Raw genomic sequence first — 25,653 nt, 5'->3', positions numbered from 1 at the left:
TGCCTTTTCTTCCTAGATTGCGGGTGGGTGGCTGTTCGTTCGACGTGCATGGTTTGGAATGTTCAAGACTGCCCGCTCAAAGGTTCAGACCTGGATAACGGCCGGCGCCGGAACCATCGCCGCCTTGTTCGTCGCCGGCCTGATGGGGGCGTTCGGCGCCCTGCCGGCCCATGGACCACCACAATTGCCGCCAGACGCTGTCATCGAGGCCGGGCGCTGGCGCCTGCAACCGGTGCGGGCCTATGTCAGCCATGCCGGGGTCCATGGCGTGCCGTTGAAGCCAGGCCAGAAGGTGCTGGTGCTGGAAGTCGACATGACCAACCGCACCGCGCAATCCGACAAGGGCTATTTCAACGTCTTCACGCCGGACGGCATTATCCTGCCCGACCCCTCGCCGATGATCGTGCTGACACGCGATTCCACGATGACGCCGGAACTGCATCCGGGGATGACCGAGCGCATGGCCTATGTCTGGCCGCTTGCCGGCGACGCCACCGTGCCGGCAAATCTCGCCTTCGGCGTCACCGCCGAGATCTTCAAGCCGCGCGACAATCTCCATGGCACGCCCGGCTGGTACAATCCCTACCGGCTCGGCACCGTCACCTTGCCGGTCACCGACCTGTCGGCGACTGGGCAGCCGGCGATCGGGCAGCCGGGGAGCGGCTCATGAGGATACGCGTGCTTGGCAATCTGGCGGTCCTTTGCGCGACCGTGGCGCTGAGCTACGGCATGCAGGTAACGAAGCCGCATTATGCCGACCTCACCGCACCAATTCCCATCGATGGCGCCATGCACGACACGGTGCGCGCGCGCAGCTTCGCTGTCCGGCTCGACAAGGTGATCTTCGCGCGCCAGCTCAAGGCCAGCCAGTTCGGCCAGGAAAAGCTTTTGACGACCAGCGGCCTGTGGGTGGTGGCGACGACAAACCTCACCGCGACCGGCGCTTCCACGGCGGTGGCCGACGGCACCTGGCAAGGCCCGACCGGGTTGCGCTATCACCAGACGGAGCGGCTGGGCTACCGCCAGGACATGCCGCCGCACGGCGTCGATCCGGGCCTGGACAAACGCGGCCTGTTCGTCTTCGAAGTGCCATCGGACCAGATCCGCGGCGCCAGGCTGCTGATCGCCGCGCGCCAGTTCGGCCCGCTCGACGCGCAGGCCCGCATCAGCCTCGATGCGCTGCCGACCGGCGCTGACGGCCAGCCGTCCGACATCCTGCCGGAATTCGACCTCGATGCCGCGCCGGGCCAGACATCGCAGGGCCAGACACCGCAGGGCAAGACATGAGCGCCGTTTCGACGGAACGGGCCGTCGACCCGCAAGCCGAGCGAAAATGGCGCCGGGGCGGCTTGTTGGCGCTCGCCATCCTGCTGCCGCTGACACTGGCCGAGACCAGTTATGACAGCGTCCGCGAATGGCTGCATGACGAGGACCTCATCGCCAGGGATGTCGAGTTCGGCCAGGCCGTGCCGTTCGGCGGCAGCGGCTGGAAACTGGCCGATTTGCGCGGCGGCAAGGCCGGCCGCCTGCCCGACCATGCCTTGGCCGTCATCGCCAACTTCACCGTGACCATCGGCGATCCGGACCTGCGGAAACACTGGCTGGGCTGCAAGCTGATGCTGACCGACGCCGCCGGGCGCCGCTGGATGCCCAATTTCATCAGCGGCGTCAGCCTGCCCGACGGCGTGACGACCTGCGCCCAGGCGATCTTCTCCGGCGCCAGGAAAGGCGACGTCATCACCATCGGCGACACTTTCATCGTGCCCGAGGACGCGGTGAAAACCATCCGCCCGGCCGTCGGCCTGGGCAGCGAGCGGCCGTGGTACCTGCGTTTTCAAAGGCCGCCGAAATAGCTACTTTCTCCCCGTCACTATACGGGGAGAAGAACGCTCTTCTACGCCGCGTCAGCCATTACCGTCCCCGCCCCCTTCGACAGCGAGAACGCCGTCTCCAGCACGGCGGCGAGAAAACAGATCCTGATCGGCTCGATCAGGATGCCGGTGGAGGAATCCTGGAAGGGACTGCCGAACAGCAGCGTCACCCCATGCGAAAGGATCTGCCAGACGTCGAGCTCGTGCGGGCCGATCAGCCTTGTCGCGCCAAGCCACAGCCAGGCGGCGCCCCAGTCGAGCAGGCGGTAGCCGACGATCAGCGTGCACAGCAGCAACAGGCTGGAACTCACCGTCAGCCGCACGCCATTGGCGATCGGCAGGTAGCGCGAACGGTAGCCGGCGATGAAATGCTCGACGAAGTCGCGCAGGAATTTCGGCAGTCCGGCATAGCGCTGGCCGAACCGTTCGACGCGGCCGTTGACCCGCATCAGCGCCGCGTCGTCGCGCACCTCATAGCCGTAGATCAGCGCCGCCATGACCAGCCAGATCAGTGGCAAAAGCATGTAGAAGAACAGATTGACCGCCACCGTCGAGGCCGCGATCGAGGTGATCTCGACCGGCACCACTGGTGCGGCGCTCGCCGCCGTCACCACTGGTGCGGCCGTCGCGACCGGAACCGGGCTCGCCAGCCCATCGATGGACGCCTGCAGCACGGACCAGAAATTGCGGCTCATCAGCCATTGCAGCGCGCTGTCCTTCCAGCGGCTGATGACGTAGAGGCCGACGAAGATCCAGTTGGTCTCGCAGATCACCACGACGATCTGCCAGAACGACGTTGCTGTCGTCTTCGTCTGCATGAATTTGGCCAGCCGGCGGATCAGCCAGGAAACGGCGACCGAAATCAGCAGCCAGCGCGAATCGAGCACGTCGAGCACATTGCCGCTCTGGCCGAAACCGGCCTGGTCGAGCGAGGCACGCGAATACTGCCGCACGATATCGCCAAGAAATCCCCAGGCGGCGTAGTAGGCGAAGAACGGCAGCAGCGCGATGGTGATCATGCGCACCAGCCGCGAGCCGCGCCGGTCTGCATCGCTCGTCTCCTTGCCGGCGACTTTGCTCTCGGCGGCCTTGTCCGCGCCGCGCTGCGCGGCCAGCACATTGGGCAGGCCCGGCCGCAGCACATGGAACATCGCCACCGTCACCACCAGCTGCGCCAGCGCCACCAAAGTGAGCATGGCAAGCCCGGCGAAATGGTTGGCGAGCGCCACCTTGGCCGCCAGTTGCAGGAGGAGATCGCCGGTCAGCACCCCGGCCAGCACCAGCGCCACGAGCTGCGGCCAGAAGCGCCGCAGCAGCGAAAAACTCAAGCTGATCGGCCTGATGATGTCGGCAACCATGAGCATCCCTCATGACGCCACCCGCCCAAGCCTTTCTAGCAAGGCGCCGATGTTTTGCAACCGGGCCGGGAACTGGCCGCGCATCCGCTGCACGCGGCCATGGTGCCGCGCACCCCTACCGTCTCACCCGCGACTTCAGCCAGCGGTCGAACGCCACCGCCAGGATCAGGATCAGGCCGATGACGATGCTTTGCGTGTAGGACGACACGTTGTTGAACTGCAGCCCGTTCTGCAGCACGCCGATCAGGGCAGCCCCCACCACCGTGCCGCCGACCGAGCCGATGCCGCCGAACAGCGAGGTGCCGCCGATGACGACGGCCGAGATCACCGTCAGCTCGTAGCCGATGCCGGCGACCGCTTCGGAAGAATTCAGCCTGGCCGACAGCACGAAGGCGGCGAGCCCGGCGAAGAAGCCGACGATGACATAGACCGAGACCAGGATGCGGTCGACGCGCAGGCCCGACAGCCGTGCCGCCTCGGCATTGCCGCCGACGGCGTAGACGGCACGGCCATAGCGGGTGTAGCGCAGCACGATGTGGCACAATATGGCGGCGCTGGCGAAGATCAGCGCCGGCACCGGAACCGGGCCGATCAGCCCCGTGCCGAACCAGCGCATGGAGGCATCGAAGCCGGAGATCGGGCCGCCATTGGAGATGGTCAGCGTCAGCCCGCGAAACACCGTCAGCCCGCCCAGCGTGACGACGAAGGGCGGTACTTTCAGCCTCGTGATGGCGAACCCCTGCACGCCGCCGGCGAGAGCGCCGACCACGACGGCGGCCAGCAGCGCCGCGAACCAGCCATAGCCCTGCGTGCCTGATGTCGACAGCGACAGCGTGTTGGCGGTGCCGCCCTTGGCGACCACGGCCGCCACCATGCCGCAGAAGGCGAGCAGCGAGCCGACCGAAAGATCGATGCCGGCGGTGAGGATGACGAAGGTCATGCCGAGCGCGATCAGCCCGGTGATCGAGATCTGGCGCGTGATGTTGAACAGGTTGATCGGGTCGATGAAGCTCGGCTTCAGCACGGTGAAGACGACGACGAGGGCGGCCAGGAACAGCAGCGGCCCGAAGCTCATCAAAAGCCGCGCGATCGTCACGCCGCCGCGCTGGTTCTGCTCCTCGGCGATGCTCATCGTGCCTGCCCCCCCGCGTCCTGTGCCGGCGTATCCTGCCTGTCGAGCGCCATCAATTCCATCAGTCTTTCCTCGTTTGCCTCGACGCCCGGCATCTGCCCGGTGATGCGGCCCTTGCGCATGGTGACGATGCGGTCCGACACCGCCAGCACCTCGGGCAGTTCGGACGAGATCATCATCACCGCGATGCCCCGCGCCGCCAGTTGCACCAGGATCTGGTGCACCTCCGCCTTGGCGCCGACATCGACGCCGCGCGTCGGCTCGTCGACGATCAGCACCTTCGGGTCGCGCGCCAGCCAGCGCGCCAGGATCACCTTCTGCTGGTTGCCGCCCGACAGGCCCTCGATCGCCTGTTCGGCCGAAGCCATGCGGATCGACAGCATTTTGCGGAAACCCGACAGCGCGTCGCGCTCGCGCCGCTCGGCCATGAAGCCGAAGCCGTTGCTGAAGCGCCCAAGCGAGGCGACGGAGAAATTCGGCAGGATGCCGAGCGCGGCGAAGATCGCCTGGTGTTTGCGGTCCTCCGGCACCAGGCCGATGCCGAGCTTGATGGCGTCGGCCGGCGATGCGGGTGCTATTTCCTTGCCGTCGAGCGTGATCGTGCCCGCCGCGATGCGGTCGGCGCCGAAAATGGCGCGGGCGAGCTCCGTGCGGCCCGAGCCGACGAGCCCGGCAACGCCGAGTATCTCGCCGGCCTTGAGGTCGATGTCGACGCCGTCGAGCACGATGGCATGCGGCGCCTCGGGGTCGCGCACGGTGCGCAAGCCCCGGACGGACAGCACCACATCGCCGGCCACCGCGCGTTGGGCGGGCCGCGCGTAAAGTTCGGAAGCGGCGCGGCCGACCATCTTCTCGATGATGGCGGGCAGCTTGATCGGCCCGCCCTGACGGTCGAGATGCCCCGCCAGCCTGCCGTCGCGCAGCACCGTCATGCGGTCGCAGATGGCGGATGCCTCCTCCAGCCGGTGGGTGACGAACATGATCGCGACCTTGTCCTTGCGCAGCCGGTCCATGATCGACAGCAGCCGCTGCACCTCGGTCTCGGTCAGCGCCGAGGTCGGTTCGTCCATGATGATCAGCCGGCTTTTCAGCGACAGTGCGCGGGCGATCTCGACCAGTTGCTGTTCGGCCACCGACAGCGCCGACACCGGCGTCATCGGGTCGATGGAAAGACCGACGCGGGCAATGATGGCGCGGGACTCCTGTTCCATCCTGCGCCAGCTCACCAGGCCAAGCGGCCCGGTCGGCGCGCGGCCGATGAAGATGTTCTCCGCCACGGTCAGCGTCGGGATCAGGCTGAGCTCCTGGTAGATGGTGACGATGCCCAGCCGCTTGGCGTCCTGCGGGCTCGCCGGCTGATAGTCGGCGCCGTCGAAGGTGATGCGGCCGCTGGACGGCGGCATGACGCCGGACAGGATTTTCAACAGCGTCGATTTTCCGGCGCCGTTTTCGCCAAGCAGGCCGAGGATTTCGCCGGGATGGACATCGAGCGAAACATCGCTCAGCGCGGTGACGCCGGCGAAATGCTTGGTGACGCCTTCGACGGCAAGCAGGACGGGGGATGCGGCTTCAGCTGGCAAGGATGGCTCCCGGATTGCGGCAGGCAGCGGGGCACGCCCCCCTCTGTCCTACCGGACATCTCCCCCACGAGGGGGGAGATTGGATGTCGTGAAGGCTTTCGCCAATCTCAAACGTTGCAAGAGAGGCGCGGTCGAAAGAAGCTGCTGATCTCCCCCCTCGTGGGGGAGATGGCCGGCAGGCCAGAGGGGGGCGTGCCCCACCGGCCTCACCAATCCAGCCTACTTCGTCTCGTTCAGACGCTCCGCCTTATCCAAATTGTCCTTGCCGATAACGATGGGCGTCAACAGTACCAGCTTTTCCTTCGGCTCGGTCTTGTCCTTGGCGTAGGCGACCGCGATCTGCACGGCGGTGCGCGACTGCTTGCCGGGGAACTGTTCGACCGTGCCGGCGAGCTTCCCGTCGCGCACGGCGACCAGCGCTTCGGGCAGCGCGTCGAAGCCGTAGATCTTGACGTCGGTGAAGTTGCGCGCGGCGCACGCTTCGAGCGCGCCCAGCGCCATGTCGTCATTGGCGCAGATGATGGCGTCCGGCTTGCCGTTGGCGGCAAGGCCGGCTTCCGTCACCGTCAGCGCCTCGGCGCGGGCGAAGTTGGCGGTCTGCTCATAGATGATCTGGTACTTGTCCTTCAGCGGATCGAGCACATTGTGCACGCCCTTGTTGCGGTCGATCGCGGGACCCGCGCCCGGCTGGCCCTGCAGGTGGAACAGCTTGGCGCCATTGGGGAATGCCGCCACCACGGCGCTCGCTTCCGCCTCGCCGCCCTTCACATTGTCGGCGCCGACATGGGCAAGGATGCCCTGGACACCGTCGACGCGGCGGTCGATCGTCACCACGGGAACGCCGGCCTTGACCGCTTCCTCGATGGCTGGCGCCAGCGCGTTGACGTCGAGCGGCGAGATGACGATGGCGTTGACCTTCTGCACCAGGGCCGCCTCGATGTCGGCGGTCTGCTTGGTGGCCGAGTTCTGGCCGTCGCTCTCGGTCAGGTTGACGCCTTGCGCCTGCGCTTCGGCCTTGATCTCGTTCAGCATGTGCACGAAGAACGGAAAGCCGAGACTGGGCACCGAGCCGAGAATGGTGAGTTTGTCCTCGGCGAAAGCCGAGCGTGCGGCCAGCATCATGGCGCCCGCGGCCACGGACGTCATCAGGAATTCGCGTCTGTTCATGGGTTCCTCCTCCACAGAAGCGCACTGTCCCTAAAAACCGGGACCGGTTTCAGGAAGGATCATGCGCCGGTTAAAGTGTTGGAGCATCCTCCTTGCGCCAAGAACGCATGCCGCTCCAGCTGACCGCCGCCAAAACTCCTCCGATCGGCGTCAACAAGAGGATGCTAACCCAGGGTCAACCGTTTGTGCAACATCGATATAACAGAGCCGGACAGCGACTTGTCGGAATTGTCTGAATTTTGGATTCTTGGGGCCTGAAGGCCCTTCTATGTCAGGAACGTCAAAGTGCGGCTCCAAAGCTGCGCGGCGGCCGTTCCATTATAGTCGGGCAGTGCCGGGTCGGAAAAATAGTGTCCCGAGTTTGGATAGCGGAAGACCTGCACATCCGCTCTCGCTGCCTCCGCGCTTTCCTGCCAGGCGCGGACATCCGGCTCGGGGAAAAGTGGATCGGTGTCCGCGACATGTAGTTGAACCGGCAGGCCCGGGCGCGTGTTCGCAGGCAAGGTCGCCAAACCATGCAACAGAAGGACACCCGCGGCCAGCGGACGCGACGCCCAGAATTCCGCCACCACGCCGGCGCCTATCGAGATGCCGGCCAGCACCGCATCGCCCGGCGTCGAGGCCAAAGCCTCCCGTGCCTTTAGGCAGATGGCATCCCAACCGATCCGTGCCTTGATCGCGAAACCTTCATCGAGATCGTCTGTCGCCGCACCCTGATAAAGGTCTGGCAGCGTGACGGCATGGCCGCTGGCGCGGACGCGCTCGGCAAGATCACGTTCGATCTGGCGCAGGCCAAGAACCGAGTGAAACAGGATCATGTTCGCCATGCTCTGGTCCGGGTCGCTGAAATCCCGTCATGCTACCTGCCGGGGCTTGGAGCCTCAAGGCACGCCACGTCGGCTTCCATTTTTCCGACCCGGCATTACCTTTGGACTGGCCAACGCCGACAAACGGAGACACCCATATGAAGCCGCACATCATCTGCCATATGCTTGCCTCGCTCGACGGCGGCCTTCATCCGAGCCGCTATACCGAAAGCCCCGACGGCAGCCGGGCCGAATGGTCTGGCCTCTATGAACAGATCCACAACGACCTCGAAGGCGACGCCTGGATCGTCGGCCGCGTCACCATGGCCGAGATGAGCAAGGCCGGCGCGCACCCGCCGGCGCATGCTGGCAAGGTCGAGCGGCCGCATCATTTCGCGCGGCGCGACGTGGGCAGCTATGCCTTGGCGCTCGATGCCTCCGGCAAGCTGCACTTTGCCAGGCCCGACATCGGCGGCGATCATGTCGTCGTGCTGCTTGGGCATGATGTCGAGGACAGCCATCTGGCCGAACTCGCCGCCGACGGCGTGTCCTACATCGTGTCGGAAACGGCCGACATCGATCTCGCCGAAACGCTCGACGTGCTAGGGCGCGAACTCGGCATCCGCCGGCTGCTGCTCGAGGGCGGCGCCGGCATCAACGGCTCCTTCCTGGCGGCGGGGCTTGTCGATGAGCTCAGCCTTCTCATCGCTCCCGCGCTTGATGCGCGGGCAGCGAACCAGGGCTTTGTCGAGTTCGGCGAGGCGGGCCTGGCGGGCAAGATGCAACTGTCGCTGACGAGTTGCGAAGCACTGGCGCACGGGCTTGTTCACTTGCGCTATGCTGTCAGCGCTGGCTGATCTCGTGCTTGCGTTTTTGGACTGCATGCCTCCATCGTTTCGTCATCCACGGGCGGAGCAAGGAGCGAAGCGACGCGGCGCAGACCCGAGGATCCATGCCGGGACTCCTGAGCCCCGCCACAGTGAAGAATTCTGCTCCGCTGCGCTCTTCGGCCCAGGTCACGGAATGGATCCCAGGGTCTCCGCGACGGAGCTTCGCTCCTGCTGCGCCCTGGGATGACGAAGTTTAGAAGCCTCGGCCACTTCCGAACGTTGCTACCGGCCCATCAGTATCGCATGGCGTCGAGATCCCCGATCAGCGTCGGGCCGGTCGGATGCCAGCCGAGCCGCGCCTGGGTCAGCGCGCTGGAGGCCGGCAGGTCCATGGGGGCGAACATCGCCATCCAGCCGAAATGCTCCGCCGCCTTTTCCGGCGCGATCGAAACGACCGGCAGGTTCAGGCCCCGGCCAAGCGCCTCGGCGATCGCGCGCACCTCGACGCCTTCCTCGCCGACGGCGTGATAGCGCGCGCCGGGTTGGCGCTTTTCCACCGCGAGCCGGTAGAGGCGCGCGGCGTCGAGCACATGGCCCGCCGAAAAGCGATTGCGGCCTTCGCCGACATAGGCCGAAACGCCCTTCTGGCGCGCGATCTCGATGAGCGGCGAGATGAGGCCTTGCTTCCTCGTGTCATGCACCTGCGGCAGGCGCAGTACCGAAAGATTGATGCCGGCCTCCAACAAGGCATTGCCGGCGAGTTCCGAGGCGATGCGGGGATTCGCGTGACCGGCGTTGAAGACATCCTCGACCGCCAGTTGGCCATGGCCGGGGCTGCCCATGCCGACGCCCGACGTGATCACCAGCGGCCGGTCGGAGCCGGCGAGCGCCTCGCCAAGCGCGGCGATGACACGGCTGTCCTTTTCGCAATTCTCGACAAACCGCGAGAAATCATGGTCGAACGCGGTGTGGATCACCGCTTCCGCCTTGGCCGCGCCGTCACGCAAGCCTTTCGGATCCTCGAGGGTTCCGCGATACACCTCGGCGCCGGCGGCTGCCAACGCCTGCGCGCCCGCCTCAGAACGGGTGACGCCGACCACCTGATGGCCGGCCTGAAGAAGTTCGGGAACGAGCGCCGAACCGATGAAGCCGGTCGCGCCGGTGAGAAAGATACGCATGCAAAATCTCCTGGGTTGCCTGCGTAATATCGCTGCTCTATTATTCCATTAAAGTAGTGATCTTATCATGGTATAATGGCTAACAGGATGCCCAACGCCTCCAACGGCTCGCTCGCTGCGTTCCTGAAAGACCGGCGCACCCGGCTGGACCCCTCGTCGTTCGGCTTCTCCGGGCGCAGGCGCACGCCTGGGCTGCGCCGCGAAGAGGTTGCCCAGCGCGCCAACATCAGCCCGACCTGGTACACATGGCTGGAACAGGGCCGCGGCGGCGCACCCTCGGCCGACGTGCTGAACCGCATCGCCAAGGGCCTGCTGCTGACCGAGGCCGAGCGCGAACATCTTTTCATGCTGGGGCTGGGGCGTCCGCCCGAGGTCCGCTACCTCCGCGCCGACGGCGTCAGCCCCAGGCTGCAGCGCCTGATCGACACGCTCGAGGCAAGCCCTGCCCTGATCAAGACGGCGACCTGGGATGTCGTCGCCTGGAACAGCGCCGCGCAAGTCGTAATGACCGACTACAGCACCTTGCCCCACGGCCAGCGCAACATACTGCGCTTCATGTTCCTGAGCCCCGCCATCCGCGCCAAGCAGCACGATTGGGAGAACCTTGCCCGTTTCGTGGTCGGCGCGTTCCGGGCCGACGCGGCGCGCGCCGGCGCGGTGTCCGAGGTCGCCCAACTGGTGGAGGAATTGTGCGGCGCCAGCCCCGAATTCGCCACCCTGTGGCGGGAGAACGACGTGCTCGCCCATGGCGACGGGACCAAGCGCCTGAAGCACCCCGAACTCGGCGACATCGAGCTCGAATATTCGGCCTTCGCGGTCGATGGCCGGCCGGACCTCAGCTTGACCGTCTACAACCCGGTGGACAGCAAGGTCGCCGACCGCATCCGCGACCTCGCCCGGCGCCGCAAGGAGCGAGACGCGACGGACCCGTCGATGAAGCCCACCACGCCTTAGAGCAATTCCAGGAAAAGTGTGAAACGGTTTTCCGTTCGGGATTGCGTAAAAACAAAGAGTTAGAGCCGTTCGGCGATTCCGAGAAATGCGGAACGGCTCTAGGGGCCTTCGCACATCGTCTTCAGGATCCGCAAGGTCGGCCCCCAGTAAAGATTGGCATGCGGACGGATCGACGGTTCGGCGAAGCCGCTGAGCGTCAAGGTCAGCAGCGTTCCCTGATCCGCCGGCGCGAGCGCGAAGCCGACCACAGTGTGGTTTTCCGGCATATCAGCCAGGCGCGAGGCCGACAGCGTGCTCCAATAGCTGTAGGCGAAGCTCTTGTCCGGCTCGAAGGCCCGGACCGCGCCGTGGTTCTCGAACGGCATGCCATGCAGCACGCCGCGTATCACGATCGCGCCGCCGGCATGCGCCTCGAGGCTGACATCAAGCTCTTCGTCGGACATCCATTGCGCAATCATCGACGGCGTGGTCAGCACCTGCCAGACCTTGGCCGGGTCGGCATCGATGGCGATGGCCTTGACGATCGGCGTGGTGTCGAGGGAACCGGTCACGAATGCAGCGACATTGCTGCAGCGACGCGACCGGAACCACGCCGGGCAACATTATGGACCGATCTTTCCGAACTTGCCCCGGCAGGATTGCACGCCGGGTCTGTTCGACGACCGATTTCCATCACAGGATACTTGTCGCCAGCCGGTCAAGCCGCGAATCCTCACGGTAGAGGGCGCGGACGAGTACCGCAGCGGCAATGCCGGTCAAGGCACCGCCAAGCACATCCGTGACGTAATGGGTGCCCACAAACAGCCTCGACCAGCAGATCAGCACCGCCATGGCTCCGAAGATCAGCGCGCGTCCAGGAAGCGCCTGCAGGGCGAATGCGGCAACGATGGCGAAAGCCGCCGTCGCGTGATCCGAGGGGAACGACCAGTCGGCGCTGGCGGGAATGATGAGGTGGGTCACACCGGCGTCGTAGGGACGCACACGATGCACGAAAAGCAGGATGATCTGGTTGGCGCCAAGTCCGATCAGGAAAGACAATCCGGCCGCGATCGCGGCATGGCGGACGTGGGTCCGGTCCGTCCTGCTCCACCATTGCAGCACCACGCAGGCGATCAGGAGCGGGACACCGAATTTCGTCACCGAGATCATGATCAGATCCAGCGCCGGGCTTATTCCCGCCGCCGAATTGATCCAATGTGTAGTCGTCACGTCCATCAATTCACCTTACCGTCGAGCCGCCACGCCAAATGGCAGGAGAGCCATGAACGAGCAGCGTGTCCACCAGATTTTCGAAGTCAGCCTGCTGCTTAAGGGCGCACATGCGCTCATCGAATGCGTCGGCGGCCTGCTGCTCGCCTTTGTCAGCACCAGCACCATCGTGTCGCTGGTGAACAGGCTGACGCAGGAAGAACTGGTCGAGGACCCGCATGATTTCATCGCCGGCCATCTGATGGACGCGGCGAACCATTTCTCCGTCGGCACGCAGCATTTCTACGCATTTTACCTTCTCAGCCATGGCCTCATCAAGATTGCCCTGGTGGCGGGGCTGCTGAGGGGGAAGCTGTGGGCCTATCCGGCCTCGCTGGTCGCCTTGCTGCTGTTTATCGTCTACCAGCTCTACCGCTTCAGCTATACCCGCTCCGCGGGGCTGATCGTGCTCACCATATTCGACCTCGTCGTCATCTGGCTGATCTGGCATGAATACCGCCTCGTTCTGCGCCACAAGGTGGCAAGCCGTTAGGGGGGCGTCGTCTGCCACGGCCCCTATTCCGGCGTGCCATGCGCCGAATGCCGGCAGGTGATCTCAGGGTTCTGCTGCGATGATCCCGGGGTCAGGATCATCGGCTCGACGCTCGACGGCGAAATCGAACTCATGACCATCGGCGAGATTTATCCAAGCCCTTACGGGCCGGGCACCAAGGGTATCGACCCGCGCAAGTTCTGATTGCGCGGGCAACCCGCTTTGCAGCCGGCCCGCCACCAGTCCGGTGGCGGGCCGGGCGTTGTTACTGGATGATCTTGATGATCTTGTGGGTGCCTGGATCCACGATCACCGTCCGGTCATCGATCACGGTGTAGCGATATTTGACATTGGGGACTTCGTGAAGCTCGACCGTGTCGGGCAGAGCCGTGCCGAGGCTGAGTTCGACGCCGGGAACCTTCACCGAAGCCAGCGGCTGCTTCTTCACATATTCCTTGATCACCGTTTCCTGCTCGGGCTGGATGATGACGTCTTCGGCGGCGGCTGCGCCGACACCCGCGAGCAACAGAACCGCGGCCACGGCGGCAAGATTCTTGTTCATGAATTCCTCCATTTGAAATCGGCACAGCACAGGATTGTCGCCGCGCTGAGGATCGAACTTCAGGCACGGATGAACGTTCCCCGGTCGGGCTTCGGTCGGGCCAACCTCGGACTTAGGTCCCATTCAAGAACGCAATGGTCCTGCCGCCGCTCCCGCCGGGAACGGTCGCCTTTCGCACTCGTTGTCGCTCCGTGATGGCAGGCAGCTGACTGATATCAGTAAGCAGCCCCATGTTTTTAGCGAATTGGCGCAGCTACGTCCCTTCCTGCGCCAATAGGGTTCGCTCACTGCGTCCAGTTGGTGAGCGAACCCTGAATTCCCCGGCATCGGGCCGAGACGGGAGGAGGTTGTGATGTTCGGCGACAAGGAAACCCGTCTTATCGAGATGGTGCTGCTGATGGCGGTCCCGTTATCGGCGTTGATTCCCGCATTGCTCGTCACCTTCACGTCGAGCTGGTAGCAGCCCGCTTCGAGAAAGACAGCCCCGCCTGCTTTGGCGGAGGGCTCGGCATCCGCTGATGCCCGTTCACGATTGTCGATGCGTGATTTGGAGGAGAGGGAAAATGCAACTTGGTGACATCATCGCCAACACCTTGGCCATCCTCTTGCTGGTTTGTTTTCTCGCCAGCACCTTCTTCCTTTTCGGAAAGCCATTATGGCCGGAGCAGCACGCTCGCATGGTCATCATTGTGCCGGTTGACACGATGACGACATCGTCGACCGGCCGCGGTGGCGCCCCTGTCCTCCCAGGCACTTTCGACACCAGCATTGCCCGTCCGAGGCCGTCCTGACGGGCATCATGGGCATGCGCGCCAGCGAATGCAGCCGCGCCCGAACAGCCCGGAACCAAACCAATCGGCAAGGGTTTCCCAGTGGAAGGGACCGCAACCACGGAAGCGGAGTAATGGAACTTCTGACCTTGGAACTGGCCCGGGCGAGGCAGCGCCTCAACCGAGCGGAACTTGCCCTGGAACGTGCAAACGCGATGCTGGACGAGGACTGTGGAGTCGGTATCAATCTGAGGCTTTGCGACAGGATACGATCCGCGCAACAACGCGTCGGCGAGGCGAAAGCTCGGCTTGTGAAGCTCGATCCCGCAAGCATGGATTCAGGCCACAACGGTTGAAGCAGCTGAGAGAGAGGCGCCCGCCGAATCCTCATTCAGGCAATCGCCAGTTCACCCTCGGATTCTACCCGGCAGCCCGGCCCCAGGCCTAGGAAGACTCAAGTCTTGCGCCGCGAACCGGTCGCGCGTTGGTCGCTGAGGTGAGGACGCCATCCATGCACTCGGTCCCGCCCCGCGGCCTTGGCGCCGTAGAGCGCCTCGTCCGCACGATTCAAAAGATCGGCGATCTCCATGGCGGCTCCGCCGGCATCGAATGTACCGACACCGATGCTGACGGTAACAATGCCTTTTTCGCTGCCGGCATGCCCAAGAGCGAGGTCGCGCACCTTGCTCCTGAGGTTTTCGGCGATGACGAAGGCGCCCCGCGCATCGGTCTCCGGCAGGATGATCGCGAACTCCTCGCCGCCATAGCGGGCGGCGGCGTCCGCCGGCCGGCGGGCTGCCGCCTCGATGCAGCGGCTGACGACGCGCAGGCATTCATCGCCCGCCGGATGGCCGTAATAGTCGTTGAACCGCTTGAACCAATCGACGTCGATGATGAGCAGGCTGAGCGGCATTGCGTTGCGGCTGGTGCGGGCGAATTCGCGCGCCAGCGCTTCGTCGAAGGCGCGCCGCGTCAACAGTTCGGTCAGGCCGTCGCGGTGCGCCAGAAGGTTCAGCTTCTCATTGGCGGCCATCAGTTCGGCCTCGACCTGCTTGGCCTCGGTGATGTCGGAAAACACGCTGAGGCTGCCGCCATAGCCGGTCGGCCGGGTGCGCACATCGAGCCAGCGCCCGTCGGCAAGCTGGACCTGGCGGTGACTGACGAGCTTCTGCGCGGCCATGATGCCGGCGATCCAGTCTTCGACCGCGTCCGGCGGCGTGGTCCCTTCGCCGCGCTCCGCCGAGGCGCGCAGGATGTCGCGGTAATCGGCACCCGGCACCCTCATGTCCGCCGTCTTCGGAAACATGGCGCGGTACCGGGCGTTGCACAGCACCAGCCTGCCGTCCGGATCGAACATCACCAGGCCGTCGGCCATGTGCGTCAGGGCGTCTCCGAGCCTTGCCTGGCTTTCCGCCAGCTCGTTCTCAAGCTGCTTGCGAACGGTGATGTCGCGATTGTGCGTGATCAGGCCGATGATGGCTCCGCTCCGATCCCGAAAGGGCGCCTTCAAGGTCGCCAGCCAGCCATCGGTGCCGTCCTCGTGGTGAAGGCGCTGTTCGATGGTCGACGAAGCGCCCGAGGCCAGCACGGCAAGCTCGTCCTCGCGGAAGCCCTGCGCCGTCTCACGCGGAAAGAAGTCGAAATCCGTTTTGCCGATCAGTGCCTTGGCGTCGGTCGCATGCATCAGTTCCGCCGTCGCCGGATTGGCCGCGATGAACCGCCCGTCGAGATCCTTGACGTTGAGGCAATCGGGCAGCGTCTCCACCACGGCCTTGTAGATGCGCCGGGACTGCAGCGCTTCGAGGCGACGCCGCTCCTGGTAGAGCGTCAGCCCCGACAGCACCACCGAGACGAAGATGAGCAGGGAGGACGGCAGCGCCACCTTCGGCAGCACCATCTGCAGGACATCCCGCGGCAGCACGCTGAGGCCAAGCAGTGAGGCCGCCGCGGCGGCCGCGCCAAGGATCATGATGTCGATCATGGTGGCGCGGCGGCCCTTCAGGGCAAGATTGCCGGCAACGCCAACCAGCATGGCGGCCGCGATCCCCACGGCGCCGGCGAAGGCGCCGATGCCGCCCTCGAAAGTCCGGAAGGCACCGGCCATGACCCCGGCGACGATGCCGGCGACAGGGCCGCCGAAGAAGCCGGCAACGGCAATCATCGTCGCCCTGAGATCGGCGAACACGCCCGGCTGCAACTGCATGGGTGTCAGCATCAGGACGATGGCGCCGGCGCCCATCAGCAGGCCGAAGGCCGCTGCCTTCGCGGCGGCCGGCCAGCGATCCAGCCACACATGGGTGTGGATCCAGACTGAAACGAACATCGCGACGACCGCGAGATTGGCCAGCAATTCGGACCAGGGCGAACCCATTGCGCGCCTTTCCTTTCACCGGGCTTTCGCCGTATCGCCTCCTCGATAGGCCCTCAATGACAACAAAGTGTTACATCGGGGATTTGCCCTTTGGTCGAAAGCAACCGCGGCGACACGCCGAAAAGGCCGGCGCGATGTGCGGCACGATTTCGGTCCGGGATCAGTCCCACCGCATCCCAGCGACAAAGTCGATGAACGCGCGCAGCGGCGCCGGCGTCAGGCGGCGGCCGGGATAGTAGAGGTACGGGCCTGAAAATTCCTGCCACCAGGGCTCCAGCACCGGCTCCAGCCTGCCATCGTCGAAATAGGGATGCAGCCAGTCCTCGAACAGACTGACAATGCCGCCGCCGGCGACGGCCACCTCGAGCGCGAGCGCCATTGCGGTGCCGGTGCTGACCAGCAGCGGGCCGGTCGGCTCGACGCTCACCTCCTCACCGTCGCGTTCGAACTCCCAGGGCGGCGTGAAGCCGCTGGCGAAGCGTCCGCGCAGGCAGGCGTGATCAAGCAGGTCGCGCGGGTGCTCGGGCCGGCCGCGCCGGTCGAGATAGGCCGTCGCGGCGGCGGTGGCGAAGCGCTGGCGGCGCGGGCCGATCGGCACGGCGATCATGTCCCGCTCCAGCCGCTCGTCATAGCGGATGCCGGCATCGCAGCCGCTCGCCAGTATGTCGACGAAACTGTCCTCGGCGGTCACTTCCAGGCGAATGTCGGGATAGGCCGCGAGGAAGGGCGGCAACAGGCGCGGCAGCACCAGTTTCGCCGCCACCACAGGCACGTTGAGCCGCAACGTGCCGGCCGGCCGGCCGCGAAAACCGTTGACCACGTCGAGCGCTGCCTCGACCTCGCCGAGCGCGGGACCGAGCCGTTCGAGCAGGCGCGCGCCGGCCTCGGTCGGCGCCACGCTGCGCGTGGTGCGGTTGAGAAGCCGCACGCCGAGTTCGCTCTCCAGCCGCCGCACCGTCTCCGAGAGGCTGGAGGCGCTGACGCCGCCCACCCGGGCCGCCTCGCGAAAACCGCCGGCGCGCGCCACCGCCATGAATGCCTGGAGGTCGCCCAGATTCGCCGCCATTGTTCGCCTTTCCGCACAGGCTGTGCCGATTGCACCATATTATCGTGCAGGCGCGCCTTGTCTATATCTGGCTGATCCAATGGAGACGACACCATGACCGACATCAGCAAGGCCGGAAGCTTCAAGCTCGGCGACCGCACCGTGAAGCGCCTCGGCTACGGCGCCATGCAACTGGCCGGCCCGGGCGTCTTCGGCCCGCCGAAGGACCGCGAGGCAGCCCTTGCCGTGCTGCGCGAGGCGATTGCCAGCAGCGTCGACCACATCGACACATCGGATTTCTACGGTCCCCACGTCACCAACCAGATCGTCCGCGAGGCGCTGCACCCCTACCCCGCCAACCTCACCATCGTCACCAAGATCAGTGCCCGGCGCGGCGCGGATGCATCGTGGATTCCCGCAATGTCTCCCCAGGAGTTGACGCAGGCCGTGCACGACAATCTGCGCAATCTCGGACTGGACGTGATCGAGGTGGTGAACCTGCGCTCCATGCATGGCATCCACGGACCCGCCGAAGGGTCGCTCGAGCCCCAGCTCGACACGCTCGCCGAACTGCAGCGCCAGGGGCTTGTGCGCCATATCGGCCTGAGCAACGTCACCCGCAAACAGATCGCGCAGGGGCGCGGCATGGTCGACATCGTCTGCGTGCAGAACCAGTACAACATCGCCCACCGCGAGGATGACGCGCTGATCGACGAGCTTGCCGCCGACGGCATCGCCTATGTGCCGTTCTTCCCGCTCGGCGGTTTCACGCCGCTGCAGTCGAGCACGCTTGCCGACGTCGCGCAAAAGCTCGGAGCCACACCCATGCAGGTGGCGCTCGCCTGGCTGTTGCAGCGCGCGCCCAACATCCTGCTCATCCCCGGTACCTCGTCGGTCGGGCATCTCAGGGAGAACCTGGCGGCGGCCGAACTTAAGCTGCCGGCGGATGCGATCCAGATCCTGAACGGCATCGCGGCCGAGAAGGCAGCCGCCTGAGCTTCCAACGCCAGGCTTGCCGGGGTGGAAACTCCTTCCCGGCGAGCGCCCCGCTCTCTCCGAAACTTGTTGACGAGGTAGGGCAAGCTCTATATAGAACCAACTAGTTCCAGAACTGATTGGTTCCATAAATGACTGCCGAACTCTCCCTCGACCACACATTCGCCGCCCTCGCCGATCCGACGCGGCGCGCGATCCTTGCCCGGCTGCTCGATGGCGAGGCCTCGGTCGCCGAACTCGCGCAACCCTTCGCGCTCACTGTGCGGGCCGTTTCCAAACATGTCGGTGTGCTGGAGCAGGCCGGCCTCGTCACCCGCAGCCGGGCGGCGCAGAAACATCTGAGCCGCATCGAGCTCAAGCCGCTGCGCGACATCGACCACTGGCTCGACGATTACCGAAAACTCTGGGAAGGCCGCTTCGACCGCATGGAGGATCTGCTGCGGCGCGACGCGGACAAGGCGCCATGAACGAGAGCGTCCAAGATACCGCCGATCGCGGCTTCGCCATCGAACGGGTGTTCGCGGCTCCGGTGGCACGCGTCTTTCGGCTGTGGACCGACCCCAGGCTGGTGGCGCAGTGGTGGGGCATCAGGGATTGCACCATTCCTCACTGCGTGCTCGACGTGCGCGTCGGCGGCCGCTGGCGCATCGATATGCTGACCGCCAGCGGCGCGCTCTACCGCAACCAGGGCAGCTATCTCGAAGTCGTCAAGAACGTCAGGCTGAGCTATTGCGACGAACCGGATCCGGAAATCCGCGAATGGGCCGGCAATCCGCCGGGCCGGAGCCGCCACACCGTGACCTTTACGCCCGACGGCATGCGGACCCATGTCCATTTCGAGGTGACGCTGGCGAGTGCCGCCGACCGCGAGCGCCTGCTGGCGCTCGGCATGCGCGGCGGCTGGATGCAGAGCTTCGACCGGCTGGAGCAGGTGATAGAGCGGGGACCGACCATGCTGGCTGAGAACGTCAAGCCGACCACGCAAGCCGTGCTGTCGCGGGATGGGACGCCGATCGCCTGCGAGCGCCGCGGCCAGGGCCATCCGCTCATCCTCGTCGACGGCGCGCTGTGCTCGCGCACGATGGGGCCGAGCGGTCCGCTGGCCAAGGCGCTCGCGGACAACTTCACCGTATTCCGCTACGACCGTCGTGGCCGTGGCGACAGCGGCGACACCGCGCCCTACGCGGTCGAACGCGAGGTCGACGACATCGAGGCCGTGCTGCGGGCGGCCGGCGGCGAGGCCTATGTCTGGGGCATGTCGTCGGGCGCCATGCTTGCGCTTATGGCGGCAACCCGCCTGCCCGGCATCAAGAAGCTCGCGCTCTACGAAGCGCCGCTGATCGTCGACGACAGCCGCACCACCACGCAGGCCGATTGGGCGACGATCGAGACCGCCGTCGCCGAAGGCCGGCGCGGCGACGCCGTAAGCGCCTTCCTCAAATCGGTGGGCATGCCCCGCCTGCTCATCGCCTTCATGAAGCTCATGCCGATCTGGCGACGGCTCAAGGCGATGGCGCATACCTTGCCGCATGATGGCGCCATCGTCGGCGGCGATCAGCTTGGCAAGCCGCTCGACCCCGCCCGCTGGGCATCGCTGCGCGTGCCGGTACTGGTGAGCGACGGCGGCAAGAGCCCGCCATGGATGCGGCATGGCAACAAGGCGCTGGCCAACGCATTGCCCAACGCAGGCTATCAGACGCTGCCCGGCCAGAACCACATGCTGAGGCCGGCCGCGCACGCCCCGGTGCTGACGGCGTTCTTCAACGGCCAGGATTAGGTACGGGCGTCAACCCCATGCGAATGAAAGGAAATCGACCATGCGGCTTCGCCATATCCTCATCAAGGTCGACGACCAGGACAAGGCGCTGGCCTTCTACACCTCGGTCGTGGGGTTCGTGAAAAAGCATGATCACGACAGCGGTCCGATCCGCTGGCTGACGGTGGTGGCACCCGACGATGCCGGCACGGAACTGGTGCTCGAACCCAACAGCGCCCCGCCGGCGCGTGCCGCGCAGCAAGCGCTTTACGAAGCCCGTTTCCCGGCGGCGCTCATCACCGTCAGCGACATCCACGCCGAGTTCGATCGGCTGACCGCGCGCGGCGTGAAATTTCTCGCGCCTCCGGAACGCACAGGCCCGGTGACATCGGCCTTCTTCGACGACACCTGCGGCAACTTTATCGTGATGGCCGAGCCATCCGCCTGAAGCGCTTGTTGCTGGGACAGGAACAGACCGGCCGCGCCCGGCTTGCGGTGCCCGCCTCCCCCGTGGCATCTGTCCGCCGGAACGGAACGCCGGCAACAGAATGGCAGCACGACCACCACCGCCCGGCCGGCCGCCAGCCGGCAAGCCACGCAGCGCCGGACCTCCCGGCGTCAGCCTGAACCGTGCGCTGTCAAAACTCGGCCTGTGCTCGCGCACGCAGGCCGAAGTGCTGATCGCGGCGGGCCGCGTGCGCGTCGGCGGCAAGGTGGTGCGTGACGCGGCGCTGCGCGTCGACATGAACCGCGACCGCATCGTCGTCGATGGCGATGCGGTCGTCGCCGAGCGCAAGGTCTATCTGATGCTGAACAAGCCGCGCGGGCTGGTCACCACCCGCGACGACCCGCAACAGCGCGACACCGTCTATGCCTGTCTCGAAGGGCTCGATTTGCCCTATGTCTCGCCGGTCGGCCGTCTCGACAAGGCCAGCGAAGGCCTGCTGCTGATGACCAACGACACCCGCTTCGCCAACCGGCTGATGGATCCAGCCTCGCATCTGCCCAAGACCTATCACGTGCAGGTCGCCACGGTGCCGGATGAAACGCTGCTGGACAGGTTGCGCGCCGGCGTCACCGTCGACGGCGAGACCCTGGCGGCAAACGCGATCGAACTCCTGCGCAGCGGCGGCCGCACCGCCTGGCTGGAGATCGTGCTCGACGAAGGCAAGAACCGCCACATCCGCCGCCTGCTTGCCGCCCACGGCATCGAGGTCAAGCGCCTCATCCGCATCGCCATCGGCAGCCTGCCGCTCGGCAACCTCGCCAAGGGCACGGCGCGGCATCTGACGGCGCCGGAGCTGGCGTTGCTGGCTGAGTAAGCGGCGCGGCGCCACCAGCCAAAAAACGAATCTGCTATTCGACGTTGATCCTGATGACCGTCTTGGACGCATATCCATAGTAGGTATGAAGGGACAAAGTCACCTCGTCTCGCCCTTTGAAACCAGGGGCCGATCGATACATGACCTTGATCCCGTCGACCTTGCGCGAATCGCATTTCGCACGCGCATCTTTCTTGGCGTAGTGCGCATAGGTCTTCCCGTTCATAATCATGAGCTTTCCATGACTTGGTCCGGAAATTGCTCTCAAATCATCCTTGCCGGCCTTCGAACAGTCGGGGTTGAGGGTCGATCCTCCGTAGAGAAAAATCTCCTGTCCGGAGAGTGCCGTTTTTTCATAGCTGAACGAGTGGGTATACGCGGCGGCTGGACAGACCGAAAACCCCAGAAGCGCTAGCACCGTCATGATACCCGTTGTGCGGCGGATCATATCAACTCCCCTCAGCCTTATGAATTAATTCACCCGCCGACAGTTTTAGGATGGCTTTCGAGCCAATCGCCAATCACGGGCGCAGTACTTCCAATCAATTCTTGGTTATCAGAATAGAATCTGGATACCGCCGATGCGTTTTGCTTCAGGCAATAGATCGGCTCTGGCGTTGCTGCGCGCTTCAGCAAACGTCGCGCCCTCGAGGGCCATGCGGCGAACGAATGAGAGCCGCCTGACAGGCGCCCCGGAAAGATTTTTACCGACGTATCGATGAATTCCACCCGCCTCGGCTGTCCTGATCATCAGGCGCCGGAATTCCTCCGGGCCGGAACAGCGAGGTGAACCATGGGATCGTTGCAAGGTCAAAATGTCGTCGTCGTCGGAGGCAGCCGGGGCGTCGGCCGCTCCATCGTGAAGGCGGCGCTGAGCGAGGGAGCAACCGTGCTCGCCGTCGCCCGGGGCGCGGACGCTCTGAAGGAACTCTCCTGGGAGGCGTCAGGCGTAAAGACGCTCGTGGCGGATGCCACGCAGGAGGCGGCCCCCGATGCGGTCTTCGCCGCTCTCGAACCGGACGTGCTGGTGATCTGCGCCGGTGCCTTCGCCCCGTCGGCACCGATTCAGGACCAAGGCTGGGACGAGTTCTCGGCCAATTGGGAAATGGACGTCAAGGCGTCCTTCCTGTTCTGCCAGGCGGCGCTGCGCGGCCGGCTGAAGCCCGGCAGCCGCGTGGTGCTGATCTCCAGCGGCGCTGCATTCAGCGGCGGCCCGCCCAATTCCGGCGGCTACTCCGGCGCCAAGCGCATGCAGTTGTTCCTCGCCGCCCACAGCCAGAAGGAAGCCGACCGGCTTGGTCTCGGCCTGCGTTTCATGGCGCTGGCGCCGATGCGCATCATGGCCGGCACCGGCGTCGGCCAGCGCGGCATATCGGGCGTTTCGGCCTATCTCGGCATCAGCCCGGCGGATTTCCTGGCCAGCATGACCGATATGCAGACGCCCGCCGATGTCGCCAGCGCCGTGGTGACGCTTGCTGCCGGCAAGATGAAGGGCACCGCCTTCACGGTGAGCGGCAGCGGCCTTGCGGCGGCGGCGTGAGGCGCGCAGGATGGCCCGAAATCATCATGGCGGGCTGGAAATGACAGATGCTCCTGGCGCTTCCGGGCCATCGGGCCGGCCGGTCCTCGACCGGCCTGCCTTCGAGCGCCTGACCACCACCCACCGCCGCGAACTCAAGCTGCACTGCTACCGGATGATGGGCTCGCTGCACGAGGCCGACGACCTCGTCCAGGACACGTTCCTGAAGGCATGGCGCGGCCGCGCGCAATTCGGCGGCCACGGCTCGCCGCGTGGCTGGCTCTACGCCATTGCCACCAACAATTGCCTCAACGCGATCAAGGCGAGGTCGTCGGCGCGCCGCATTCTCGAAGAGCCCGCACGGCCGTCGACCGAAGGCCGCGCCGCTGCCGGGCCGGCCGCCGAACTCGCCTGGCTGGAACCTTACCCGGACGCCGAGCTGCCCGATCTCGCCGATGGCGCACCCGGGCCGGACGCACGCTACGAAACCCGTGAGGCCGTCCGGCTGGCCTTCGTCGCGGCGATCCAGCTTCTGCCGCCCAGGCAGCGAGCCGTGCTGCTGCTGTGCGACGTGCTCGGCTGGTCGGCGCTGGAGGCGGCTCAATTGCTGGGCGGCTCGACGGCGTCGGTCAACAGCGCCCTGCAGCGCGCGCGCGCCACACTCGGCGAGCGCTTTCCCAAGGGGCGGCCACTGCAGCGCGCGCGGCCAAGCCCCGACGAGCACCTGCTGCTCGAACGCTATATCAGCACCTGGGAGGCCGCCAATCTCGACGGCTTCATCGAACTGCTGCGCGAAGACGCCACCTACCACATGCCGCCATGGCACGACTGGTATCAGGGGCGCCAGGCGATCCACGGCTTCTTCAAGACCGTGTGGAACAATTTCGCCGGCTATCGCGCGGTCGCGACAAGGGCTAACGGCCAGCCCGCGGTCGCGATCTACGCGCAGCGATTTCACGACCCGGAATGGCGCGCGCAATCGCTGCACGTCATCGAGCCGGCCGACGGCCGGATCACCGCGCTGACGATCTATGTCGGCCCGCTCGGCCCCGCTTTGTTCGCGGCTTTCGGCCTGCCGCCGGTCTGGTCCGAACCCGAAGCGTAACCGTCGCAACTCCTCTCCTGACAGAAAGCTGTCAGGAGGCCTGGTCTATGCATCGGCTGGGAAGCCCGCTCGCGGCTTCGAGATCAAGGAGCCAATGCGATGAATTTCGTCTCTGTCCGCATCATCACGTCGGATGTCCAGCGCCTCGTGCGCTTCTACGGTGAGATCACCGGCATGCCGGTGACCGTATACACGGAAGACTTCGCCGAACTGGCGACCCCGGCCTGCACGCTGGCGATCGGCAGCACGCGCACCCTGATGCTGTTCGGCGGCGACATCGCCCGCCCCGCCGACAACCACACCGCCATCCTCGAGTTCCGCGTCGGCGACGTCGATGCCGAATTCGCCCGGCTGTCGGACCTCATCAAGAAGACAACCGTGCAGGAGCCGACCACCATGCCCTGGGGCAACCGCTCGCTGCTGTTCCGCGACCCCGACGGCAATCTGGTGAATTTCTTCCAGCCCATCACCGCCGAGGCGATCAGGAAGTTCGAGAGGTAGGAGGCGGGCGCGCGGTTTGAGTTGATTAGCGTCCAGCATCGGAATTAGCCTAAGCCACCCAACACGTCGTCATCCTAGGGCGAAGCAGGAGCGCAGCTCCGTCGCGGAGACCCTAGGATCCATGCCGGGACCTTTGCCGTGAAGCGCAGCGGAGCAGAATTCCGCACCGTGGCTGCGCCCCGAAGTCGCGGCATGGATCCCTTGGGCTGCGAAGCAGCTCCAGGGGTCTGCGCCGCGTCGCTTCGCTCCTTGCTTCGCCCGTGGATGACGAAGACGATAGGCGTCACCACATCTGGTTGATGTGGCCTGCCTACTTCCCGTTCCACTTGCGCACGACCGGCTCGGTCAGATCATGCTCATAACCCAGCACGCTGATGCTGGCCGTGTCGAGCACGAACAGCGCCCCGCTTTCGGGCGCCAGGCCGAGCCAGCGGGCGGCGAGCACGCGCAGCAAATGCGCGCTGGAAAAAATCAGTATGTCGGCATTGGCCTTGCGCAGGCGGTCGATAATCCTGTCGGCGCGGGCGCCGACATCGGTCGCCATCTCGCCTTGCGGGCAACCGTCGCGAAACACGTTCCAGCCCGGCCGCTCGGCCAGGATTTCCTTGGTCGTACGCCCTTCATAGGCGCCGTAATCCCACTCCTGCAGATCGTCCAGCTTGAGGCTCGCGGCCCCAAAGCCGGCAAGCACGCTGGTGTTGTAGGCGCGCTGCGAGGGGCTCGACCAAACCTCCGAAAACGACAGGCCTTTCAAGCGGTCCGCCACACCGCGCGCCGCCGCTTCGCCGGCCGGCGTCAGCGGCATATCGGTGCGGCCTGTATGCTGCCCCGAAAGGCTCCACGCGGTCTCGCCATGCCGGACCAGATGGATCTGTGGAAACGCGCTGCTCATGGAATGCCTTTCAAAGTTGTCGGCACCTTAGAGGACGATTTCGCGAAGGGGAATCCGGCCGGCGAAATTCATGCCTCTTCTCGATGCGCTGGCGCCGCCCCTCATCTGGCTGCCGCCATCTTCTCCCCGTAAACGGGGAGAAGGACGCTGTCGCCGCTGGTTTCGCCAATCGGCAGCGTTGCAAGTGAGGCGGCGGC

General features: G+C 65.4%; 31 protein-coding genes. 17 read left to right on the top strand and 14 right to left on the bottom strand.

Annotated features, from left to right (window positions below; all coding sequences use genetic code 11):
* Positions 1-58: 58 nt before the first annotated feature.
* From EN850_RS13710 to EN850_RS13700, 3 genes are read left to right on the top strand one after another with little or no spacing between them, the layout of a single operon-like run.
* Positions 59-670 carry a hypothetical protein gene (locus tag EN850_RS13710; RefSeq protein ID WP_136091516.1) on the top strand — a complete coding sequence of 204 codons (612 nt, stop codon included), beginning with the start codon at positions 59-61 and terminating at the stop codon, positions 668-670.
* A complete protein-coding gene (locus EN850_RS13705; RefSeq protein WP_127279000.1) occupies positions 667-1,287 on the top strand; it encodes a hypothetical protein in 621 nt (206 codons plus the stop codon). The genes EN850_RS13710 and EN850_RS13705 overlap by 4 nt, the downstream gene beginning before the upstream one ends.
* The gene (locus tag EN850_RS13700; protein ID WP_136091515.1) at positions 1,284-1,853 is read left to right on the top strand and encodes a hypothetical protein; all 570 of its coding nucleotides are present in this window, start codon (positions 1,284-1,286) and stop codon (positions 1,851-1,853) included. The genes EN850_RS13705 and EN850_RS13700 overlap by 4 nt, the downstream gene beginning before the upstream one ends.
* Before the next feature lie 41 nt (positions 1,854-1,894).
* Here EN850_RS13700 and EN850_RS13695 read toward each other — a convergent pair whose 3' ends face one another.
* From EN850_RS13695 to EN850_RS13675, 5 genes are all read right to left on the bottom strand, one after another.
* Positions 1,895-3,229, bottom strand: coding sequence for a hypothetical protein (locus tag EN850_RS13695; RefSeq protein WP_136091514.1), 1,335 nt, complete (start codon positions 3,227-3,229; stop codon positions 1,895-1,897).
* Between the two features lie 115 nt (positions 3,230-3,344).
* Positions 3,345-4,361, bottom strand: coding sequence for an ABC transporter permease (locus EN850_RS13690; RefSeq protein WP_136091513.1), 1,017 nt, complete (start codon positions 4,359-4,361; stop codon positions 3,345-3,347).
* A complete protein-coding gene (locus EN850_RS13685) occupies positions 4,358-5,941 on the bottom strand; it encodes a sugar ABC transporter ATP-binding protein (RefSeq protein ID WP_136091512.1) in 1,584 nt (527 codons plus the stop codon). Before EN850_RS13685 ends, EN850_RS13690 begins: the two co-directional genes overlap by 4 nt.
* Positions 5,942-6,160: 219 nt before the next feature.
* A complete protein-coding gene (locus EN850_RS13680) occupies positions 6,161-7,108 on the bottom strand; it encodes a substrate-binding domain-containing protein (protein ID WP_127278840.1) in 948 nt (315 codons plus the stop codon).
* A 266-nt stretch (positions 7,109-7,374) separates the two neighbouring features.
* On the bottom strand, positions 7,375-7,935 hold the full coding sequence (locus tag EN850_RS13675) for a dienelactone hydrolase family protein (protein WP_136091511.1): 561 nt from the start codon (positions 7,933-7,935) through the stop codon (positions 7,375-7,377).
* 137 nt (positions 7,936-8,072) lie between these two features.
* Between EN850_RS13675 and EN850_RS13670 the strand changes: the two genes are divergently transcribed.
* Positions 8,073-8,771: a RibD family protein gene (locus EN850_RS13670; protein ID WP_136091510.1), complete on the top strand. Its 699-nt coding sequence runs from the start codon at positions 8,073-8,075 to the stop codon at positions 8,769-8,771.
* A 266-nt stretch (positions 8,772-9,037) separates the two neighbouring features.
* Here the strand turns inward: EN850_RS13670 and EN850_RS13660 are convergent, their stop codons facing one another.
* Positions 9,038-9,922: an SDR family oxidoreductase gene (locus EN850_RS13660; RefSeq protein ID WP_136091509.1), complete on the bottom strand. Its 885-nt coding sequence runs from the start codon at positions 9,920-9,922 to the stop codon at positions 9,038-9,040.
* Between the two features lie 87 nt (positions 9,923-10,009).
* Between EN850_RS13660 and EN850_RS13655 the strand changes: the two genes are divergently transcribed.
* Positions 10,010-10,876 carry a helix-turn-helix transcriptional regulator gene (locus EN850_RS13655; RefSeq protein WP_246689201.1) on the top strand — a complete coding sequence of 289 codons (867 nt, stop codon included), beginning with the start codon at positions 10,010-10,012 and terminating at the stop codon, positions 10,874-10,876.
* 98 nt (positions 10,877-10,974) lie between these two features.
* Here EN850_RS13655 and EN850_RS13650 read toward each other — a convergent pair whose 3' ends face one another.
* Positions 10,975-11,427: an SRPBCC domain-containing protein gene (locus tag EN850_RS13650; protein WP_136091507.1), complete on the bottom strand. Its 453-nt coding sequence runs from the start codon at positions 11,425-11,427 to the stop codon at positions 10,975-10,977.
* Positions 11,428-11,548: 121 nt separating this feature from the next.
* Positions 11,549-12,091 carry a phosphatase PAP2 family protein gene (locus EN850_RS13645; protein WP_136091506.1) on the bottom strand — a complete coding sequence of 181 codons (543 nt, stop codon included), beginning with the start codon at positions 12,089-12,091 and terminating at the stop codon, positions 11,549-11,551.
* A gap of 46 nt (positions 12,092-12,137) precedes the next feature.
* On the opposite strand from EN850_RS13645, the gene EN850_RS13640 reads away from it, so the two are divergent.
* The gene (locus EN850_RS13640) at positions 12,138-12,617 is read left to right on the top strand and encodes a DUF2127 domain-containing protein (protein ID WP_127278847.1); all 480 of its coding nucleotides are present in this window, start codon (positions 12,138-12,140) and stop codon (positions 12,615-12,617) included.
* A 57-nt stretch (positions 12,618-12,674) separates the two neighbouring features.
* Entirely contained in the window at positions 12,675-12,821 is a 147-nt protein-coding gene (locus tag EN850_RS36345) for a hypothetical protein (RefSeq protein ID WP_189591098.1), read from the top strand.
* A gap of 61 nt (positions 12,822-12,882) precedes the next feature.
* On the opposite strand, the gene EN850_RS13635 is transcribed toward EN850_RS36345, so the two are convergent.
* Positions 12,883-13,179 carry a DUF1236 domain-containing protein gene (locus EN850_RS13635; RefSeq protein ID WP_135867398.1) on the bottom strand — a complete coding sequence of 99 codons (297 nt, stop codon included), beginning with the start codon at positions 13,177-13,179 and terminating at the stop codon, positions 12,883-12,885.
* A 563-nt stretch (positions 13,180-13,742) separates the two neighbouring features.
* On the opposite strand from EN850_RS13635, the gene EN850_RS13630 reads away from it, so the two are divergent.
* Together EN850_RS13630 and EN850_RS13625 are read left to right on the top strand one after the other, a co-directional pair.
* Positions 13,743-13,970, top strand: a complete 228-nt coding sequence (locus tag EN850_RS13630) for a polymerase (protein WP_127278833.1) — start codon at positions 13,743-13,745, stop codon at positions 13,968-13,970.
* A gap of 113 nt (positions 13,971-14,083) precedes the next feature.
* Positions 14,084-14,305: a hypothetical protein gene (locus tag EN850_RS13625; protein WP_136091505.1), complete on the top strand. Its 222-nt coding sequence runs from the start codon at positions 14,084-14,086 to the stop codon at positions 14,303-14,305.
* A gap of 98 nt (positions 14,306-14,403) precedes the next feature.
* On the opposite strand, the gene EN850_RS13620 is transcribed toward EN850_RS13625, so the two are convergent.
* Together EN850_RS13620 and EN850_RS13615 are read right to left on the bottom strand one after the other, a co-directional pair.
* Positions 14,404-16,320 (bottom strand): diguanylate cyclase, encoded by a 1,917-nt coding sequence (locus EN850_RS13620; protein ID WP_136091504.1) that lies wholly within the window; start codon positions 16,318-16,320, stop codon positions 14,404-14,406.
* Positions 16,321-16,480: 160 nt separating this feature from the next.
* Positions 16,481-17,386, bottom strand: coding sequence for a LysR family transcriptional regulator (locus EN850_RS13615; protein WP_136091503.1), 906 nt, complete (start codon positions 17,384-17,386; stop codon positions 16,481-16,483).
* Between the two features lie 93 nt (positions 17,387-17,479).
* Here EN850_RS13615 and EN850_RS13610 point away from each other — a divergent pair, with 93 nt between their 5' ends.
* The 5 genes from EN850_RS13610 to EN850_RS13585 all read left to right on the top strand — a co-directional run bounded on the left by EN850_RS13610 (position 17,480) and on the right by EN850_RS13585 (position 21,439).
* Positions 17,480-18,361 (top strand): aldo/keto reductase family oxidoreductase, encoded by an 882-nt coding sequence (locus EN850_RS13610; protein WP_136091502.1) that lies wholly within the window; start codon positions 17,480-17,482, stop codon positions 18,359-18,361.
* Between the two features lie 131 nt (positions 18,362-18,492).
* Positions 18,493-18,828, top strand: coding sequence for a metalloregulator ArsR/SmtB family transcription factor (locus EN850_RS13605; RefSeq protein ID WP_136091501.1), 336 nt, complete (start codon positions 18,493-18,495; stop codon positions 18,826-18,828).
* Positions 18,825-20,138 (top strand): alpha/beta fold hydrolase, encoded by a 1,314-nt coding sequence (locus tag EN850_RS37130; protein WP_246689200.1) that lies wholly within the window; start codon positions 18,825-18,827, stop codon positions 20,136-20,138. Before EN850_RS13605 ends, EN850_RS37130 begins: the two co-directional genes overlap by 4 nt.
* Positions 20,139-20,178: 40 nt before the next feature.
* Positions 20,179-20,565: a VOC family protein gene (locus tag EN850_RS13590; RefSeq protein WP_136091500.1), complete on the top strand. Its 387-nt coding sequence runs from the start codon at positions 20,179-20,181 to the stop codon at positions 20,563-20,565.
* Positions 20,566-20,665: 100 nt separating this feature from the next.
* Entirely contained in the window at positions 20,666-21,439 is a 774-nt protein-coding gene (locus EN850_RS13585; protein WP_189591096.1) for a pseudouridine synthase, read from the top strand.
* A 34-nt stretch (positions 21,440-21,473) separates the two neighbouring features.
* On the opposite strand, the gene EN850_RS13580 is transcribed toward EN850_RS13585, so the two are convergent.
* Both EN850_RS13580 and EN850_RS13575 read right to left on the bottom strand, forming a co-directional pair.
* Positions 21,474-21,887 (bottom strand): hypothetical protein, encoded by a 414-nt coding sequence (locus EN850_RS13580; RefSeq protein ID WP_135931734.1) that lies wholly within the window; start codon positions 21,885-21,887, stop codon positions 21,474-21,476.
* A 108-nt stretch (positions 21,888-21,995) separates the two neighbouring features.
* Positions 21,996-22,190 (bottom strand): hypothetical protein, encoded by a 195-nt coding sequence (locus EN850_RS13575; protein ID WP_136091499.1) that lies wholly within the window; start codon positions 22,188-22,190, stop codon positions 21,996-21,998.
* A gap of 42 nt (positions 22,191-22,232) precedes the next feature.
* Here EN850_RS13575 and EN850_RS13570 point away from each other — a divergent pair, with 42 nt between their 5' ends.
* The 3 genes from EN850_RS13570 (at position 22,233) to EN850_RS13560 (ending at position 24,564) form a co-directional block, all read left to right on the top strand.
* On the top strand, positions 22,233-22,979 hold the full coding sequence (locus tag EN850_RS13570) for an SDR family NAD(P)-dependent oxidoreductase (protein ID WP_136091498.1): 747 nt from the start codon (positions 22,233-22,235) through the stop codon (positions 22,977-22,979).
* 40 nt (positions 22,980-23,019) lie between these two features.
* Entirely contained in the window at positions 23,020-24,063 is a 1,044-nt protein-coding gene (locus EN850_RS13565) for an RNA polymerase subunit sigma-70 (RefSeq protein ID WP_136091497.1), read from the top strand.
* Between the two features lie 99 nt (positions 24,064-24,162).
* Positions 24,163-24,564 carry a VOC family protein gene (locus EN850_RS13560; RefSeq protein WP_127280128.1) on the top strand — a complete coding sequence of 134 codons (402 nt, stop codon included), beginning with the start codon at positions 24,163-24,165 and terminating at the stop codon, positions 24,562-24,564.
* 310 nt (positions 24,565-24,874) lie between these two features.
* On the opposite strand, the gene EN850_RS13555 is transcribed toward EN850_RS13560, so the two are convergent.
* Positions 24,875-25,456: a histidine phosphatase family protein gene (locus EN850_RS13555; protein ID WP_136091496.1), complete on the bottom strand. Its 582-nt coding sequence runs from the start codon at positions 25,454-25,456 to the stop codon at positions 24,875-24,877.
* Between the last annotated feature and the right edge of the window lie 197 nt (positions 25,457-25,653).

Source organism: Mesorhizobium sp. M8A.F.Ca.ET.207.01.1.1, assembly GCF_004794715.1.
Classification (GTDB): domain Bacteria; phylum Pseudomonadota; class Alphaproteobacteria; order Rhizobiales; family Rhizobiaceae; genus Mesorhizobium.
This window is presented reverse-complemented; position numbering and strand designations above follow the sequence as displayed.